Genomic DNA, 16,533 nt, shown 5'->3' on the forward strand with positions numbered 1-16,533 from the left:
GGGCGAGGCGATGTCGACGATGACGCCTTCGGGGGTGCGGACCCGATCCCAGACGACGAAGATGCGCTGCTTGCCATAGGTTAGAGACGCGGTGCGGTACTCGCCGAGGACCTGTGAGCCACGATCGAGCAGCACTACGGTGCCGTCGGCGCCATAGACATCGCGCGGCAGGGTGCAGCCGACTATGCCGGCCTGATCGCTCTGGATGGCGGTGTCTAGGATGCAGGGGATGTAGGTGCCCTTGGGCAGGAAAAAGGTCATGTCCGAGAGGCGCCGAGCCGTCGCGGTCGCGGTGCGGGTGGCCGACAGGTCGATGCCGCCGCGATCGTGCGCGCTGTCCTCACCGGCCCCGCTGCGCGCGCTGCTGACCGATCCGCCGGAGCCGCCGAGAGCTGAGGCTAGTCGCCGTTTGCGGGCGATCTCCTCTGGCGTCTCTTCGGGCTCGGACCTCGACTCGGGCTCGCGCGGCATCGGCGGTGGCAGTTGCGGTACCGGATAGCTGACGCGCGGCTCTGGCGGTGGCAGCTGAGGAAGGGTCGGGATGACCGGGGGCTCGGGGATCTCGACCTGAGTGGGCTCGGGTTTCGGGGCCGGGTTTTCCGGCGATGGTGGCTCGAAGACCGGGAGCTCGTAGTCGCCGATGTTGAAGCGCAGCTGCGACCGGCGCGGTCCGGTGTCCTCATTTGGCAATGGATCGGATAGCTCGGCATAGATCACCGCGGCTAAGACCCCGGTGCCGAGCGTCGCCATGGTGCCGACGAAGGCCCACTTCCACAGCGGGCTTTCGGCGCGGGCGGTGGGCGCATCGCTGCGCTCGATGATCTGCTCGTAGCCCTGATCTTCGGTGGCGTCCAGGCTCATCGGGCGGTCCTCTGGATGAAGGGGCTGGCGGTCTCGCCGGGGTTATCGCGCGCAGAGGGCGCGAAGGCGTCGTTGCGCACGCACATCACGGCTTCGCCAGCGCGCAGGCGCCATTCCTGGCCGACGGCAGGCAGGATCAGCCAGTTGTCGCGCACGGTCTTGTTGACCAAGGTCTCGCTACCATCGGGACCGATGGCGAATACGGACGGAAACGTGGTGTTTTCCGGGAAGCGCATGAAGGTGTGCGTGCCGTTGTCGAAGATCTCAGCGGGCTGCACAGTGGGTGCCCCGGCGCCGGCGTAGCGGTAGTTCTTCTGCGTCTGGGCATGCGGGTCGAGCGATGCTGATAGCTCGCGCTTGGCGGTGGCGGTCTCGGTGGCACGGCGCTGCTCGTTCGGGTAGGAGAAGCGGATGCCATACATCGGTGCCCGAGCGTTGAGGCTGAGGTCGAAGGTGTAGATGCGCCCGGTTGATGTGCTGACGATCAGGTTGGTGTCCGGCACCTCGGCGGTGGGCTTGATGGCGATGATGTTGCCGTGCTTGCCGACCTCCCAGGCCTCGGAGTCGCCGGTATAGAAGCGCTCCATCTCTTCGCCATCGGCGAATTGGATGAACAGGGCGCGGCCGATGGCAGCCTGGAGGTTGTAGACCTGATCCGGGTGATAGCTGGTATAGCGCAGGCGACCATCGACGGCAGAGGCCTTCGGATAGGTTGCGGCCATGCCAGTGCTTGGCACCGAGAGTGCGAAGACCAGGCCAGCCAGGGTGATCGGCAGGGGCCAGCTGTTCAGGGGTGATGTCCGGCTCATTGGGCGTCCTCTGGGTCGGTGCGGTAGTCGGTGACAGCGAAGCCCAAGGCATTGTCGGCCAGCACCGAGAGCGGGATGGCAGCGTCGGGCTCGTAGGCATAGGCGATGGTGGAGATCCAGTGGCGACGCTGGGTCTGTTCACCATCGCTGAGGGCGGTGATGTAGCGGACCTGTGCCAGCCCCTGCTTGAGGAAGCTGATCGATTTGATGGCGATCTCGACGCTCTTGTCGTCGCGGTAGCGGTTGACTGGGGCGTTCGGGTTGTCTTTTGCGAAGTCGCGCAGGTAGGAGTCGCGCGCCTGGCCGACGGACATCAGCATCACGCGCCGGTATTGCTCCTGCACGGTGGGGAAGAAGTAGCCTTCGCGCGCGCGGATGTAGCGCGCGAGGTAGCCCTTATCGAGCAGGTCCTGGCGGCTGAGGCTGACCTCCTCATCGATGCGATGCAGCACATCAACGGCGCCCGTGGCGGCATCGACGCGGACGAAGACCGGCTCGACCGTTTTCAGTGGTGCAAGGGCCGCTACTGCGACCACGCTGGCAAAGGTCAGTAGCAGGCATAGCGCGGCGACCGCCCAAGCGATGCGCGCTTGGCGGCGGGCGGCCTCGTTGGCGTCGTAGTCCCAATCGAGAAAGCGCTCCATGGCGCTCGCGCCCGCTGTCTTAGGCGCTGCCTGATCAGGCTTCGGAGAAGAAGAACGGAACATTGTCTGAGGTACTCTCTTTCACCGGGTCATAGTGGGCAGGGTTCAGGCTGCGATAGGCCGAGGCGTCACAGGACGGCGCCTTGGGGACTGTTGAGCAGGCGCTGAGCAGCAGCGGCAGCGTGCAGAGCGCGAACGGGGCGAGCTTTGGATATGGCATGTCATCCTCCGGCACGTCGGCGACGGCATGCCTCCAGGTGGTTGCGGGCCTCGCGGTCGAGGTCAGGGTTGGCGCCAGTGGCGCCGGTTCGGGACGCGTTGTGATGGCTGTCGGCGCGGGAGACCTTGGGGGCACCATGGAGCAGCCGGTTGACGGCGGCTTTTCGGGTCTGCACCAGACGCTCGTGCAGGGCCTCGGCCCCGCGCACGCGACGCCAACGGGCGGCATCGCGCCAGGCGTCGATGTGCTTGCCGCCAGCCTGGTGCATGGCGCCTTGGATGCCGCGCCAGGCGCTGTTGCCGATCGACAGGCCGATCCCTCCAGAAAGGCTCGAGGCCATGTTCGGCAGTTCGGCGAAGATCTTTGCCAATAGGAGCAGCATCAGTGCCGGGGCCATGAGGGCAATCAGGTCGACGTTCTCCTGGGAGTCATCGAGGACGTCGATGTAGTTGTCGACGATGGCATCGGCCATGCCGGCGATGCCGCCGACGAAGAGCGCCAGAAAGGCAAACTGGATGCCGTAGCTGAGCCACTTGGTGAAGTATTCTCGGGTCGACTGGAACAGCAGCCCGAGGATCATCAGCGGACCCACGGCAACGACCAGGGATAGGCCGATCTTGGCTGTCGCCAGGGCGATGACGGCGGCCACACCGAAGATCAGGAAGATCACGAACAGGATGGCGGCGAACAGGCTTGGCCCAGGATCGGTGAAGCCGCCGGCCGACCAGATGGCGCTGATGCCGGTCATGGCGCGGTCGCCGATGCCGTCGAATACAGCGCCGATCGAGGTCTCGTCGCCGAGCGAGATCATGCCGGAGAAGGTCGCAAGCAGGTCGCTCGGCAGGGCGCGCAGGTGGTCAGCCAGGATGCTGTTGTAGTGTCCAGCGCTGCCAGCCAGTGCAAAGACCAGTGCCAACAAGGCCGCGGTCTGGACGAACTTGATCAGCGGCAGATCAGACATGCCGCGCAGCAAGACCGCGCCCATGGCGATGAAGGCGATGATGCCGAGGACGGTGATCGGTCCAGCGACATAGCCGGTCGCGGCGGTGATCGCCTCGTTGACGTACTGGCTGAGCACGCTGTCGAGGGCGTCAAAGAGACTGGTGAAAACGTCCATGCTCAGTCAGCCCTGGCGCCGGTTGCGCGCGCGTTTTTTCGCATGTGAAACGTTTTTCGCATGTGAAATTTCCCCCTGCCTTAGTCGCCGAAATTGAGATCCGCGACCCCGGTTGGGCGGTTCGCGTGCATGCCTTGGCTGTTGTGGATCAGGTTCTGCTGCTGCAGGTCTGCCAGTAGCTGCAGCGCCTGTAGCTGGGCGATGTCATTCAGCAATAGAGCGTTCTCAGCGCTGATACGGGCGTTGAGATCGAGGATGGCCTTCTGGGTTGTCGCAGTGCCGGCTGCGGTAGCGAAGCTTTCTAGGGTCGAGCGACGCGCGGCGACGTTCTCGTAAGCCTCTTTGGCCAGTGCCATGTAGCTGAAGATGAAGTCCGAGCGTTCTTGGTATTGGCGTGCGGCGCCGGTCAGATGGGTGCCGGTGAACAGCTCGGCGGTGCTGTAGAGCTCGTTGGCCTCGCGCAGGCTGTTGGCGAGGCTGGCCAGGGGGCCGGCAAGCAATTCGCTGGGGTCCAGGTTGGCCGCGGGGAGGAAGTTGTGCAGCGCAGCAACCGGGTTTGACAACATGGTCGCGTGGCCGGTGATGCCGCGCATCTCGTTGTACATGTTGGTGATGGTGTTGTACTGCTCGCGCAGGGTGTTGAGCTGTTCCTGCAGGGTCGTCAGTTGCTCGGCGAGCGCCTGCACCTGAGCAACGGCTTGGGCCAGATTCGAGGCGTCGATGACTGGGATCGCGGCTTGTGCCGGAGCGGTCAGCGGCGCGGTTAAGGGGATGCTGAGCACCGCGCTGATGGCGGCGATTAGGATCGGTTGTTTCATGTGATGCCTCGCTGTTGTTCGAGCAGGGAAAGCCAGTTCTCGGGCAGCTCGCCGCCGTTGTCGTTGGCGAGGCTATCGGCGATGCGGATCAGCCGCTCGGTGCCGGAGAGGATCGCCATCTCGCGGCTCATGCCGGCGAGGTTGAAGTCGACCAGGGCCGAGCCGGCGGCCTGCTTGAGGAGGAATTTGCGCGAGCTTTTTGTGAGCGGTCGCAGCAGATCCCATTCGGCCGGGGTGAGCTTGAAGCCGTCGCAGCAGATCCCATTCGGCCGGGGTGAGCTTGAAGCCGTCGCGGTAGTCCTTCTCGTCGGCGTATTCGTTGGGCAGGAAGAGCTTGGTCGGGGTCTGCTCCAACAGCGCCGAGGCGATGCGCGAGTTGAGCGCATCGGCGGGGCTTTGGGTGCTGGTGATGACGATGCCGTCCTTCTTGCGGATGGTCTTGAGCTTGTCGCGGACGAAGTCCTCGAAATGTGGGTCGTCGAGCAGGCGCCAGAACTCATCGATCCAGAGCACGAAGGGCGTGCCATCGATCAGCGGCTCGGTGCGATAGAGCAGATACGAGGTGATCGGTGTGCGTAGGTCGGGCTGATCGAGAAACTCGGTGACGTCAAAGGCGGTGATGCGACTCAGTGACAGTCGGTCCTCGGGGTTATCGAAGGCCCAGGCGAAGCGACCGGCGCCAACCCAGGGCCGCAAGCGCTCGGCGACACCGCCGACTTGGGTGCCATCGAGGAACTGGGTGAGCGATGAGAGCCGACGGTGCTCAGGGCTCAGGCTGTAGACGGTGCCGATGCCCTCCTCCACCTCACGCGAGGCCTTGGCATCCCAGGGCTCGCCGGCCAGCAGGCGGACCAGGTCATGCAGATAGTTGGCATGGCTGGGCGTGAGTGGCAGCGCGAAGGGGTTAAAGCCAGTGGGCTCGCCGATCTTCAGGCTCAGATAGGTGCCGTTGAGCACGAGCACGGCGAGCTTGAGACCCTGATCCTTGTCGAGGATCACATGCCGTGCGCGAAAGCGCTGGAACTGGCAGAGCAGGAAGGCCAAGACCGCTGTCTTGCCCGCGCCGGACATGCCAATCAGGCTGGTATGGCCAAGGTCGCCGACATGCGGTGAGAACCAGAGTGGTGTGTCGACCGTTGAGCGGAACAGCGCCACTGCCTCGCCCCAGTGGTGCCCATCTGGGGTGCCGGTCGGGAAGGCGTAGAACGGCGACATCGCCGCGAAGTTGAGGCTGGTGATCGGCGCTGTGCGCGGTCGGTATTTGGTGTTGCCTGGCAGGCTGGCGTAGAGCTGGCCTTCCAAAGCCATATCTTCGCGGACGACGACGTTGCCGGGATCAGAGAGGGTGGCGTGGCCGAAGGCGACGTTGCGAGCGAGGCTGTCGAGATCGTCGGCATAGACGATCAGCGCGGCGTTATGCTCGCCGAGCACGAAGCGGTTGGAGATCAGCTGATCCATGGCCTCTTCCAGGGCTTCGACCTGGGAGATGGCGGCATCTCCAGCTGAGATCAGCCGTCGACGTTGGGTGGCGAACAGCTCTTTGGCCTTGTCCTTGTCGAGGAAGGCGAAGGACTGTACCCAGTTCAGCTCATAGGGCTGCTCCGAATTTCATACGCAAAGGTGTTCATTCGGTCATTCGCTCTCCGTTGATAGCACCCTGGCGGGCGAGCAACTGGAGTCCGGGTTGGGCAGTCTCAACCGGTGGCGCTCAGTCCGGGCTTGCAGGATCGCCTTCACCTGTCGATACGGCGTGAACCGCTCGATCTCTGGATCAGTCAATCGTGCTAGCACGTTTCGCGCAGCGTTCTGGTCCGCCTGCAACACCTCCCCGTCGACACAGTGAAACCGATCCCCTTGGCGTTTGCCGAGCAGGCAGCCGTTGCGGGAATCCATTTGCGAGGTGTAGGCCGGATTGACCAGCACGACCGCAGAACCTCTGCGGATTGAAACACTGTCAAGCGCTTCGGCAATGACGCCTTTCGTCCAGGCCGCGAGCCTGCGAGTGACGTTTTTGCCGAAGGACTTGCCCGCCATCGGGGCGGTGAGATCTTCCGCGGCGATCACCGCGGCTTTGTCGACGACGGTGTGGACCGACTGAAAGACGATGTCACGAATCTGCGCGTGGGTTTTATCCATGCCGCGGTTGAGCTTCTTGCGCCCGAGATTGAACTGGCGGATGTGTTGGCGCTTGCGCGGGTTACGGCTGTTGTTGGCGAGCGCGCGCAGTTTGGATCGGCGCTGGTACTTGGCCTTGAGCCGGTCGGAGGTGTCGGTGAGGATCGCACCCAGCTCCGGGCCATGGTGCTCGCCATCGGAATCGACCAGGACCTCGGAGTAGCCTTTGTCGATGCCAAGGGTGCGCTCACCGCAGTCCTGGGTGATCGCGGCCTCAATGGTGGTGTGGACCTCGAGGCGGTCATCGTCCTTGAGGAGGATGCGCAGGGTGCCCGTCGGCTCGACGGTGGTGTTCAGCGGAATGGCGATGCGCTGGCCTTTGGTCAGGCCGGGGATCTTAATCCAAGCCCGCCCGCCGAGCTGGAAGGTGGTGTCGTTGTCCGAGCGGACGATGATCTGGTTATGGGTGTGATGGTGCCCGCGAATCCAGTACCGACGCATCACCCGGCGCAGATAGGGATCGTGAGTCCAATCGTTGGCCTTGAGTGCGGTGAACAGGCGCTTTTGCTCGGTCTTGTCCTGGGTGTGACGCCAGATCGAGCGGCGTGCCTTGACCTTGGCGGCTTCCATGTTGGCGGTGATGTTGCCCTTGGCATCGCGCAAGGTTTCCTTCCAGGCGTTGGCGGAGACCGGGAAGGCGCGCTGTTGCTCAAGCCAACGATCGCGAATCTGGCGATCTGACACGCCCACGCCTTGACGCGAGCCAAAGCGCTGCCAGACCTCGGAGCGTACCTGCCCGAGCCGCTTGGCCTGTTCGCGCAGTGCCGCGAGCTTGCCCGGGTTGGGCCGCTTAGCGTGCAGGATGCGCGTGACCTTCATTCGGCGCTGTCCTGATCCCTGTTCAGTGCCTCGTTGAGCGTTTTGCGAACGTGTCGCAATCCGTACAACCGGGACGAAAAGCCGTGCACGATGGTCATGAAGTCCTGCACCATCTCCTGTTCGGGGGATAGCCGCTCTTGGTTGAGCACCAAGAGCTCGCAGCCATGCGTCTTGGCGTAATGCTCGAACCACTCGAACCCAAAGCGTGTCAGCCGATCTCTGTGGGCGAGGATCAGGGTGTTGATGCTCCGCTGCCCGATCTCATCCATGAGTGCCAAAAAACGCTTGCGCTTGAAGTTCAAACCGCCGCCCACTTCTTCGATGAACTCGACGTTCGCCAAACCTCTCGCCACGACAAACTCTTCCAGCACACGACGCTGATTGGCCAGGTCGGGCTTCTGCGCCGTTGATGAGACCCTGCAGTAAGCCACCAGCCGCGTCGGTCTCTCAGATCCCTGTTGCCATCCGATGAACTCACGCAATTGCGTCTCGGTATAAAGGCGGCGATTGCTGTCGGTGCGTGCGACCGGAATGAGCCGCCCCTCGCGCTCCCAGCGCTGCAACGTCTTGACCGAAACGCCCAGCCGTTTCGCCGCTTTGCCTGTACTCATGGTGCTTTCCATGAGACAATAGTACACTATCGCGCACTTTGCGCAACACTAGAGTCTAGCTCCTCCATGAGGCCGGTGAACATCTCCGGATAGGTGTTCGGAACGTATTCCTTGATCGCCAGTGCGGCGCCGAAGCGGCTGTTGCCAGGGCGGCGGATCTCGAAGATTTCGCGACCAAACAGCAGCCGGTTGCTGGCGATGGCTTGGCTCAGGTCGTAGGCGCCGAGCGGGACCCGTTGTGGGCTGTGGTTCAGCAGCAGACTGTAGAGCTCGGCGATCTCGGAGAAGCGGTTGTTGGCGTACTCGTAGACCCCGAGTCGGCGTGGAGCGTAATCGACCAGGGCTGAGCCGAGCTTTGACGCGATGTCCTCCAGCTCGTCAATACCGGCGATGAGCAGGTCGCGCACCAAGCGCTTATCGGCCTTTTTGGAGAACGCGACCTCGGTGCGTAGCGCGGTGGCCCGATAGACCAGGACCAGCCAGAGGCGGTTCTGATAGAGGGTGCGCGCCTCCTGAAGTTGGGCATAGGCGTCCGCAACCTGTTGGGCGAAGGCATGCGGATACTGGCGCGACAGATCGGGATGGATCCGTCGACGGGTGAGCGCCGACCAGAGCGCCAGGCGTGGCGAGGCGCTGTTGCGCAGGGCCACATTGAACTGCTCCTTGTAGAGATCGCGCTGCTCCGGGGTTTTCGCCTCGAAGGCGGTGCCATCCAGCTCGAACGCGGCAATCAGTGCGCCATCGCGGGTCTTGGCGATGCCGGCGGTGAGCTGTGATTGCAGTGGGACCAGCGTCGCTGCCGGACGTTCTTGCTGGTAGAGCCGGCTTGCCGGAATCGTTGCGGGTGCGTTCATGGGCGGTAGGTCGACCCCTTCCAGAGATAGCGGTGTGGGGCGTTAGCACTGGTCTTCAGCCAGACCATGACGAGGTCAAAGAAGCGCGGGTCCCACCTGCACACCAGCCACATAGCGCCATGGATCGGGATCGCCGCGAGCAGTGGCCAGAGGCTGTTGAACAGGACGAACGGCGTGATCACCAGCATCAGGTTCAGAATGACGCCTGAGTAAGTGACCCCGGCCAGCATGGCCGGCCGGGTGATGCCTTGGAACAAGGGATCGGACATTGCTCAGACGATCTGCTCGACGGCGCTGCGGGTATCGAGGGCTGCGGTGGCCGAGTTGTCGCGGATGTAGTCGACGATGCCGGCGGAGCCAAAGATGATCACCACCGCGAACATGACGCTGATGAAGCTCATCCATTGGATGCGGCCGGACAGGGCCATGAGGCCAGCAGCGATCACGGCGGCGATGGCGATGGCGCGCAGGAAGGTGTTGTTGAGGATGCCGAGGATGGCGTCGCCGAAGTTGTCGAGGACGTTGGCCGAGGCGATCTCGGGGGTGAGGGCCAGGGCGGCCAACAGCGATAGGGCGACAATGCCGCGCGTTGATGGGTCGGTGACGTTTGCGTTGGTCACGCGGGACTCTCCTTCAGTTGAGGACGTCAAGGGAAGCGCCGATGGAATCGGCAGGGTTTGGCGATGGCGAGCGCCTCGCTTGAGGCGCGGGGAGGCGGGGTTATCCGCCACCGAAGCCGTCGAGCACGGCTTCGAAGCGCCAGGGTTTGGCGCTGGATTTCGGTGTCTCTTGGGCCAGTGCAGGTGCAGATTCTGGCTTTGGCTCGGGGTGATCCATGACTGGATCTTTGGCCAACAAGGACTGGGCAACATTGACGCTGACCACGACGGGCTCATCGAGCGTATAGCCGTCGAGTGGAACCGCTTCGATCTGGTATCGACGCTCGGGTTGTGGCTTGGCTATCCAGGCCTTGACGCGGCTGACATAGCCGTTGCGGATACCGCGCTCGGCGTCGCCGCTGTTGTAGCGGCTGATCGCTGCATCGACGGTGAATGGGGCACGAGCGTAGGCATCGATGAGGACGCGCTCGCCGGCGGCGAGGTTGGTGCAGGGATCGAAGACGGTCTCGGGCGTGAGTCCTAGCCAGCTCCAGTTCTCGCTGTTGATCTGGGCGAGACCAGCATCAATGCGATGGCCGGCGGCGATCAGGCGCCGCACGGTGGCGGTGGCCTCGTCGCGAGTGGCTGGGAAGATGGCGCGATGGGTCTTGCCATCATGGATGGCATAGGGATGCCCTCGACTCTCCTCGAGGACGATGGCCTTCATCATGGTGGGTGCCCCCATCGGCGCACAGGTCGCGATCAGGGTGATGAGATCCATATCTTCGCCATGTCAGGTTGATGTCATGTTGCCGAGACCCTGCGGTCTCGGTGAGACAAAATCTAACAGGCATATCAGCAGATACGAATATCATTGCGCGCCTTTTGCATACCCATACGCGCCAATCTGCTACAGCAAGGCGCTGAATCTAAGGACGTGTCGCGGCGCGATCCTCGCTGGGGCTGCGACCGGTCCATTTCTTGTAGGCGCGAGAGAAGGCGGGAGGATTGGCGAAGCCGGTTAGGTAGGTGATGGTCTGCAGATCGTAGGCGTCGCTTTGGATATATTGCTCGGCGAGCTGTCTGCGCACCCTATCGAGCTCGGCTTGGAAACTGGTGCCCTCCTCCTGGAGCTTGCGCTGCAGGGTTCTCGCCGAAACCGCGAGTTGGCGGGCGACCTGTTGGGCACTGGGCGTGCCTTCGGGGAGGTTGTCGATAATGGCCGTGTGCACGCGGCCAACGATGGTGTTGTCGATCAGGCGCCGTTCGAGGTCCTGCAGAATCTGATCGTTTGACCGTGCCAGGTCACGGTTCTTGGCCGGGAGCGCCTGACGGGCGACATCAAGGGGAATCGAGAGCGCAGACTGCTCGGCGTCAAAACGCACTGGGCAGCCGAAGAAATCCTCATAACCGCAAGGCTGCCAGGGGTGGGCAAGCTGCACCTCTTGCGGTCTAAAGTGGTTGCCGTAGACATCGCGACATAAGCGCAGCGCGGTCGAGAGCCGGATGTCATGGGCGGCGGGAAAGCTCGGGGCATAGGCGGGAACGTTTTGGATCACCCGAAGGGTTTCGGCTGTGATGTCGCTGTGCACCGAAATGTCTTGGATCACGATGCTGAAGTAGCGCTCAATCCGCCGAAATGCGCTTTCCAGGGTTGATGATGCGAGGTAGGCATAACCCAGTGCGTGGTAGTCGGTTGGTCGCCACATCTCTCCAGCCACAAGCCCCCAGCAGGGATCTTTGATCTGCTCGTTGGCCTGCCGCCACAGTGCTCTGACGCGATCTAGCGGATAGCGTGCTTGGGCATCGTTGAGTTTTTGAGGATCAAGGCCAGCATCGATGAACATGGCATCTGCAGCCAGCCCGTGATGATTGAGCAGGCGATGAAAACCGCGAACGGCGGTTGTGAGCATGGTTGACATAGTGACCTGCCTGTTGCCGACCTCTGCTCAGAGGTCCATGTACAGCTGGGTCTTTTCCTCGAACCGGAACTCCAGCCTGACAACGGACTTGCCCTTCTTGATGCCCTGCCAGCTGATGTCGAGCGATGTTTTGGCCTGCAGGTCGTCGACCGCGGGTTGGATCACGCGTGCCTTCAGGTTGGAGAATCGATCGTACTTTTCCTCGATGCCAAAGCGTTGCTTGAACTCATCCACCGTGATCACAAAGACGCCGGTATCGACATACTGGGCGAGCATCTCGAAGAGCCGAATCGCATAAGCGCTGCGCAGTCTTGCAATCTCCTCCAGCCGGTAGCTGGTGAAGCGCCGGTGTAGCATGGTCAAGTAGGGGGCGATCTCCGGAGAGAAGCCCAGCCTGACCTTGCCCTCCCCTTTCCGATACTCGGCCATGTAGACCCAGCGCAAACGCTTGCGAACCTTGCCATCGATCCGGCGGATGTCACGCTCGTAGAGCTTGGTGACCGCCTCCTCCATCTCTGTGTAGGCATTCCTGGAATCTGTGCCGAATAGTTCCGCAAACTCATCGACGTCTAGCATGAAGACGGCATCGCGCGGCATCGGTTTGCGGCCGTCAAGCTTTGCCGCACAGGCGAGGATGATGCGTTGTTCGTTGAGCGTCAGATTATAGGAGGCCTCGATCAAGGCGTTGGCCTTGGTGACGATGGAGCTACCGTCAGCTCGCACCGCAATCGAGCGCTGTTGGTCCATGGTGCTTCCTGCTACTTACTGTGTGCGCTGTAGCTTATTCCGAAACTGCTTCAGGCCGCAACTGATGTAGCCGCGATGGTACAGCGCTTTGACAACCATATTTCTGTAGCAGAACGCCGGTTTGATCCTCGTACCATAAATCTGTAGCAGCAGCTTGCGGACCATATTTCTGTAGCAGGATAAGGACCGTCCGGCTGTAACCATAAATCTGTAGCAGATTAAAGCCAAAGATCAGCATCAGGAGAGCCGACCATATTTTTGTAGCAGGAAGCGGTATAACCTGTGGATGCCACCATATTTCTGTAGCAAATGACCATAAAACTGTAGGCTTGTAACCATAAAAATGTAGCACTTGACCATAAAAGTGTAGCACGAGGCATCTGCAAACCATTGTTCCAATTAACGTTTTAGGCCTCTTACAAACAAGAAAAAAACAAGATATAAACAAGAAAAAAAAGAGGGAGCCGCGGCTGTGGATAACCTCGCCAAAAATGCAAAAAACGCGCTTCGCAAGGCTGATCCAGCTCCTCGACTCACAACAAACCTCCGTTGTGATTGAGAGGCTGAAAGGCGGTAGGAAAAAGAAATGGCTGACGCTTGCTGCTGCGTTTGGCGCTAACAGGTAACCATCTGGCATTGTCGGGTATTTGGGTAAAATCTGGTTCATGGTATCTCTGACGACTTTTGCAGTTGCAGAGAACAACCAATGGCCAACCTTGACAGCATCGTCATCGGATCTGACGCTGGGATCTTTTGGAAAGACGGCGCCACCTGGACGGATGACCCCGCTGAAGCTGCAGCCTTTGAGCATCCAAGAGACGCCTGGCAGCAGGCGGTTCGTCTCCAAGCCGAGCAGGCCGACGTTCTTGGGACCGCTTTAGTCGAGCTGCACCTTCGAGATCGCAAAAATCCCGATCTGACTAGGCAGGCTACCTCGCTCGCAGCTCAGCGTGATCGGCTTGCTCTGCGGCGCCAGTGGCGTGCGAACTTCGCTGAGCCTTTACCCCCTGATCTCCCCTCCCCGCTTCCGGGAGACGAACTCTATCGGGTTGAGGACTATCTTTCGGATGTGGATTGGGATCAGCTGAGATCAGGTCACGGATCTGCGGAGAAGATCTATGCGGCACTTGACCCCGGTTTTCGTTCAACCATGAAGGTTGTTGCTGAGTCGGACAGGGAGCCGGTGATCAAGATGCTCAGAGAGCTGGTTCCAAGAGAGGTGGCGTCGGTTATGGCTGCAAGCTGGGCGCGTGGGCCTTTCGATCTGTCGTCAGCAACGGCCTCACCTGGCGTGCCAGAAGCTGTTGCTGATGAGCCTAACGAGATCTCGCGAGATCGCACTCGTGAGGCGGCCTTTGCCGCTTCTGCTCAACAGGTCCAGGTACCGACGCCCTACCCTGAGACTGCATCGACGGCTGTTTCGACCGGAAAGACATATTCGGATCAGCTGCCTGCCTTCGTTAACCGTCACTTCGTGCGTGCTGGTGATGAATTTTTTTATCGCCAGACACTAGATAAGCTGGCATTTGAGGCGCGTGGCGATAGCTTCTGTGCCCACGACAGTTCGGTTAGTGTGGCCACCGCAATGGTGGAGATGGCCGAGGCTCGAGGTTGGTCCGCATTGAAGGTGAAAGGGACCAAGGACTTCCGTCGACTGGTTTGGGCTGCCGCGGCCAAACGTGGGATTTCTGTGGACGGCTACTCGCCCAGTGCTGGTGAGCGAGCAATGCTTGAACAAGAGCAAGCGATGACTCGTCCCGCTCGAAGTGTGAACTCCGAGTCGCGTGTTGATGGTCGCCAACGAGAACGCCCTACTGATCGGCTTGCCGGTATCCTTGTTGACCATGGCGCTGCTCCTTACCAGAACCAACAAGAGAACTCAGCGAGCTACTTTGTTGCGCTTCGAAGCGAATCCGGCGAGGTCACAACCCTCTGGGGATTGGATCTTGAGCGGGCCATTGATGACGCAAAGGCAGAGATCGGCGACCAGGTTCAGCTCGGGCGTTCCGGGAAACAGCGCGTTCAGATCCAGAAGCCTATCCGAGACCGGCAAGGCAAGGTCGTTGATCAGGTGGTGACCGAGACCAAAAGGAGTACCTGGGCGGTGACTGTAATATCACGCTCGGACAGAACGCGCGGGGCTCAAGAAGGACAGCGCAGAGGCGCAGGAGATGATCCGATCGCCAGCAAGGTGGTCGAGTTATTTACCGCCGAGCGCCTCGGGAAGCTTCCGCCGGAAGAGCAGGCCCGTTTCAGAGAGCTTTATGAGCAGGCTCGGACGCGATTAGCGTCTCGGGAGAACTGTAGCTCCTCCGCGGACATCGAGAGCCGGTCGGACCGGAATACCATCTCGCGCAATCGACATCGAGAGCGGGCTTCGCAAGGTCGCTGAGCGTTTTTGATGGTTCCACGGTGTCGGGCGAAAACCAAGCCCGATTTGTCACTAGCGGCTGCCTAGAAATGCGCGGTTTTTCGCATGTGAAAATTTTTACTCAAGCATTAGACGATCGGCCTACTTTCGCCCGCACGCGCCATCAGCCGCTCTTGGCTCTTGTTCCGAGTAAGAGTTCAGTCATCTCTCGCAGACCGACTGCCTCAACACTCTCAGAGATGGGGTAACGGTCTTCTCCCGCATGCACGACGAAGGCCTTGGCCGGCTGTAGGTCCTCAACTGCCTGATAGAAGCCGCGTTGGGGCTTGGCCACAAGGCTACGCTTGATCTCGACTGCCCAAGTGCCCTGCTGTCCGCCGAGTTCAAGAAGCAGGTCGATCTCGGCACCGGCGGCTGTTCGATAGAAGCTGGCTTGTGCTCGGCTCGGGGCGGCCGTGATCAGATTCTCGATGACAAAGTTTTCCCAGCTCGGGCCGGATACGGGGTGCCCGAGGAGATCATCAAAGGTCTCGATGTTCAGCAGCGCGTGGGTCAGACCACTATCCCGGACATAGGTCTTGGGAGATTTGACGAGGCGCTTGCCAACATTTGCGTAGAACGGCTGCAGTCGACGAACCAGTAGCAGGTCGACCAGCAGGTCGATGTAGCTGGTCACGGTCGGTGCTGAGACGCTCAGCCCTGAGGCAAGGCGCGATGCGTTCAGGAGGGCACCTTGGTTGTGAGCAAGCATGGTCCAGAGACGCCTTAACGTCTCTGCTGGAATGCGCGGTCCAAACATCGGGACATCGCGCTCCAGATACGTACGGATAAAGCTTTCACGAAGCTCAAGGCTATCGCTATCGGTGACTGCCAGAAAGCTATCGGGGAAGCCACCGCGCAGCCAAAGCTGCTCGAGATTGTCTGCGTCAACTTCGTCCACGGTCAGTGGCGTGAGATCCACATAGGTAATTCGCCCGGCCAGGCTTTCTCCGGACTGGCGCAGGAGGTCAATCGTTGCTGATCCCAAAATAAGGAAGCGCCCGGTTCGATGACCTTCTCGTCGTCCGGCGTCGATGATGCCGCGAAGTGACTCAAACAGGGCAGGGACTCGATGGATCTCGTCAAGAACAACAAGTTTCTCGGTATGCCTATTCAAGAAGAGCACGGGGTCGGAGAGCTTGTCCCTGTCTGCCGAGGATTCGAGATCCAGGTAGATCGAAGGTCGGATTTCGGCGATCTTGTGGGCGAGGGTCGTCTTGCCGACCTGACGTGGACCGATGAGCGCCACGGCTGCTTGACGAGCCAAAGCTGCTTCGACTTTTGCTTGGATAGTACGCGGTATCATCCTTGCAAATTAAAAGTTTTGTTTTAGATATGCAAGGATAGATTTTTGGCGTCCAAGACGTTCTTCTTTTTCACATGCGAAATTTTCTGGATTTCGCGTCTCCCAAGGGCCGGGCTCTAGACGCTCCGGTCTCCTGACCGGGGCGTCCGGAGCCACGTCACTCGTTCCCGACGGGTGCCGCGTCTCCGCCCATTCGGGTCACGATCCCTGACGCCTGCGCGCTCCGCTTGCCAAGAGCTGCTTCCGGCCTGAGCACCACCCATCAAAGCCGCGTCTATCGGCCATCATCCAACGAGCGTGGAGTAGGTCAAGGACTACTCGTTCCTGCGTTCCTCCTTGACCCACTCCTTGATACGCCCGTTGGCCTAGATGCCCGACGCGGCTCCGACGGGATGGGAAAGATGGACCGGCCTATGGCCGATGACAGAGGGAATCGGTGCGCTGCGCGCAGCCTTTCGATACGAGAGACGTTCCTTCTCTCGTGCTCTCTCCCGACGCTCACCAACAAGATAGGCGACTGAATAAGCTGATTATTTTATGCAAAATAGTTGCAGTGCTGCATGTGTATATGTATAATTAACCCATCGTAACAACAACGTCGCTTATGCCGCGCGCGGCATA

The 16,533-nt window shown here is 60.8% G+C and carries 19 protein-coding genes; 1 reads left to right on the top strand and 18 read right to left on the bottom strand.

Annotated elements, in window-relative coordinates; all coding sequences use genetic code 11:
* The 17 genes from VBE63_RS18695 to VBE63_RS18775 all read right to left on the bottom strand — a co-directional run.
* Nucleotides 1–861, bottom strand: an 861-nt coding sequence (locus VBE63_RS18695) for a TrbI/VirB10 family protein (RefSeq protein WP_323684534.1), incomplete at its 3' end; no start/stop codon positions are given.
* Nucleotides 858–1,670 (bottom strand): TrbG/VirB9 family P-type conjugative transfer protein, encoded by an 813-nt coding sequence (locus tag VBE63_RS18700; RefSeq protein ID WP_323684535.1) that lies wholly within the window; start codon nt 1,668–1,670, stop codon nt 858–860. The genes VBE63_RS18695 and VBE63_RS18700, both read right to left, overlap by 4 nt.
* Entirely contained in the window at nt 1,667–2,314 is a 648-nt protein-coding gene (locus VBE63_RS18705) for a type IV secretion system protein (protein ID WP_323684536.1), read from the bottom strand. The genes VBE63_RS18700 and VBE63_RS18705 overlap by 4 nt, the downstream gene beginning before the upstream one ends.
* 34 nt (nt 2,315–2,348) lie before the next feature.
* Nucleotides 2,349–2,534 carry a hypothetical protein gene (locus VBE63_RS18710; protein ID WP_323684537.1) on the bottom strand — a complete coding sequence of 62 codons (186 nt, stop codon included), beginning with the start codon at nt 2,532–2,534 and terminating at the stop codon, nt 2,349–2,351.
* A gap of 1 nt (nt 2,535) precedes the next feature.
* A complete protein-coding gene (locus VBE63_RS18715; RefSeq protein WP_323684538.1) occupies nt 2,536–3,651 on the bottom strand; it encodes a type IV secretion system protein in 1,116 nt (371 codons plus the stop codon).
* A gap of 80 nt (nt 3,652–3,731) precedes the next feature.
* On the bottom strand, nt 3,732–4,469 hold the full coding sequence (locus VBE63_RS18720) for a type IV secretion system protein (RefSeq protein ID WP_323684539.1): 738 nt from the start codon (nt 4,467–4,469) through the stop codon (nt 3,732–3,734).
* The gene (locus tag VBE63_RS18725; protein WP_323684540.1) at nt 4,466–4,588 is read right to left on the bottom strand and encodes a hypothetical protein; all 123 of its coding nucleotides are present in this window, start codon (nt 4,586–4,588) and stop codon (nt 4,466–4,468) included. Before VBE63_RS18725 ends, VBE63_RS18720 begins: the two co-directional genes overlap by 4 nt.
* Nucleotides 4,542–6,056 (bottom strand): hypothetical protein, encoded by a 1,515-nt coding sequence (locus VBE63_RS18730; protein WP_323684552.1) that lies wholly within the window; start codon nt 6,054–6,056, stop codon nt 4,542–4,544. The genes VBE63_RS18725 and VBE63_RS18730 overlap by 47 nt, the downstream gene beginning before the upstream one ends.
* Before the next feature lie 45 nt (nt 6,057–6,101).
* Nucleotides 6,102–7,463 (bottom strand): transposase, encoded by a 1,362-nt coding sequence (locus VBE63_RS18735; RefSeq protein ID WP_323684541.1) that lies wholly within the window; start codon nt 7,461–7,463, stop codon nt 6,102–6,104.
* The gene (locus VBE63_RS18740) at nt 7,460–8,074 is read right to left on the bottom strand and encodes an IS607 family transposase (RefSeq protein ID WP_323684542.1); all 615 of its coding nucleotides are present in this window, start codon (nt 8,072–8,074) and stop codon (nt 7,460–7,462) included. The genes VBE63_RS18735 and VBE63_RS18740 overlap by 4 nt, the downstream gene beginning before the upstream one ends.
* Before the next feature lie 26 nt (nt 8,075–8,100).
* Complete coding sequence (locus VBE63_RS18745; protein WP_323684543.1) at nt 8,101–8,928, bottom strand: hypothetical protein; 828 nt, start codon at nt 8,926–8,928, stop codon at nt 8,101–8,103.
* On the bottom strand, nt 8,925–9,197 hold the full coding sequence (locus VBE63_RS18750; RefSeq protein WP_323684544.1) for a VirB3 family type IV secretion system protein: 273 nt from the start codon (nt 9,195–9,197) through the stop codon (nt 8,925–8,927). Before VBE63_RS18750 ends, VBE63_RS18745 begins: the two co-directional genes overlap by 4 nt.
* A gap of 3 nt (nt 9,198–9,200) precedes the next feature.
* Nucleotides 9,201–9,548, bottom strand: a complete 348-nt coding sequence (locus VBE63_RS18755) for a TrbC/VirB2 family protein (protein ID WP_323684545.1) — start codon at nt 9,546–9,548, stop codon at nt 9,201–9,203.
* Nucleotides 9,549–9,648: 100 nt separating this feature from the next.
* The gene (locus tag VBE63_RS18760; protein WP_323684546.1) at nt 9,649–10,308 is read right to left on the bottom strand and encodes a lytic transglycosylase domain-containing protein; all 660 of its coding nucleotides are present in this window, start codon (nt 10,306–10,308) and stop codon (nt 9,649–9,651) included.
* Between the two features lie 148 nt (nt 10,309–10,456).
* Nucleotides 10,457–11,449 (bottom strand): AraC family transcriptional regulator, encoded by a 993-nt coding sequence (locus VBE63_RS18765; protein WP_323684547.1) that lies wholly within the window; start codon nt 11,447–11,449, stop codon nt 10,457–10,459.
* Between the two features lie 27 nt (nt 11,450–11,476).
* On the bottom strand, nt 11,477–12,196 hold the full coding sequence (locus VBE63_RS18770) for a replication initiation protein (RefSeq protein WP_323684548.1): 720 nt from the start codon (nt 12,194–12,196) through the stop codon (nt 11,477–11,479).
* Between the two features lie 34 nt (nt 12,197–12,230).
* Complete coding sequence (locus tag VBE63_RS18775; RefSeq protein ID WP_323684549.1) at nt 12,231–13,043, bottom strand: hypothetical protein; 813 nt, start codon at nt 13,041–13,043, stop codon at nt 12,231–12,233.
* Between the two features lie 222 nt (nt 13,044–13,265).
* On the opposite strand from VBE63_RS18775, the gene VBE63_RS18780 reads away from it, so the two are divergent.
* The gene (locus VBE63_RS18780) at nt 13,266–14,588 is read left to right on the top strand and encodes an LPD7 domain-containing protein (protein WP_323684550.1); all 1,323 of its coding nucleotides are present in this window, start codon (nt 13,266–13,268) and stop codon (nt 14,586–14,588) included.
* Nucleotides 14,589–14,730: 142 nt separating this feature from the next.
* Here VBE63_RS18780 and VBE63_RS18785 read toward each other — a convergent pair whose 3' ends face one another.
* The gene (locus tag VBE63_RS18785; RefSeq protein ID WP_323684551.1) at nt 14,731–15,873 is read right to left on the bottom strand and encodes an ATP-binding protein; all 1,143 of its coding nucleotides are present in this window, start codon (nt 15,871–15,873) and stop codon (nt 14,731–14,733) included.
* Nucleotides 15,874–16,533: the final 660 nt, after the last annotated feature.

Origin of the sequence: Lamprobacter sp. (assembly GCF_034860625.1) — a bacterium.
Lineage (GTDB): Bacteria > Pseudomonadota > Gammaproteobacteria > Chromatiales > Chromatiaceae > Lamprobacter.

Coding starts and splice junctions, on each gene's coding strand:
- VBE63_RS18745 (WP_323684543.1), bottom strand. CDS start 8,928: ATGAACGCACCCGCAACGATTCCGGCAAGCCGGCTCTACCAGCAAGAA.
- VBE63_RS18710 (WP_323684537.1), bottom strand. CDS start 2,534: ATGCCATATCCAAAGCTCGCCCCGTTCGCGCTCTGCACGCTGCCGCTG.
- VBE63_RS18700 (WP_323684535.1), bottom strand. CDS start 1,670: ATGAGCCGGACATCACCCCTGAACAGCTGGCCCCTGCCGATCACCCTG.
- VBE63_RS18740 (WP_323684542.1), bottom strand. CDS start 8,074: ATGAGTACAGGCAAAGCGGCGAAACGGCTGGGCGTTTCGGTCAAGACG.
- VBE63_RS18725 (WP_323684540.1), bottom strand. CDS start 4,588: ATGGCGATCCTCTCCGGCACCGAGCGGCTGATCCGCATCGCCGATAGC.
- VBE63_RS18705 (WP_323684536.1), bottom strand. CDS start 2,314: ATGGAGCGCTTTCTCGATTGGGACTACGACGCCAACGAGGCCGCCCGC.
- VBE63_RS18765 (WP_323684547.1), bottom strand. CDS start 11,449: ATGTCAACCATGCTCACAACCGCCGTTCGCGGTTTTCATCGCCTGCTC.
- VBE63_RS18770 (WP_323684548.1), bottom strand. CDS start 12,196: ATGGACCAACAGCGCTCGATTGCGGTGCGAGCTGACGGTAGCTCCATC.
- VBE63_RS18715 (WP_323684538.1), bottom strand. CDS start 3,651: ATGGACGTTTTCACCAGTCTCTTTGACGCCCTCGACAGCGTGCTCAGC.
- VBE63_RS18760 (WP_323684546.1), bottom strand. CDS start 10,308: ATGGATCTCATCACCCTGATCGCGACCTGTGCGCCGATGGGGGCACCC.
- VBE63_RS18720 (WP_323684539.1), bottom strand. CDS start 4,469: ATGAAACAACCGATCCTAATCGCCGCCATCAGCGCGGTGCTCAGCATC.
- VBE63_RS18735 (WP_323684541.1), bottom strand. CDS start 7,463: ATGAAGGTCACGCGCATCCTGCACGCTAAGCGGCCCAACCCGGGCAAG.
- VBE63_RS18750 (WP_323684544.1), bottom strand. CDS start 9,197: ATGTCCGATCCCTTGTTCCAAGGCATCACCCGGCCGGCCATGCTGGCC.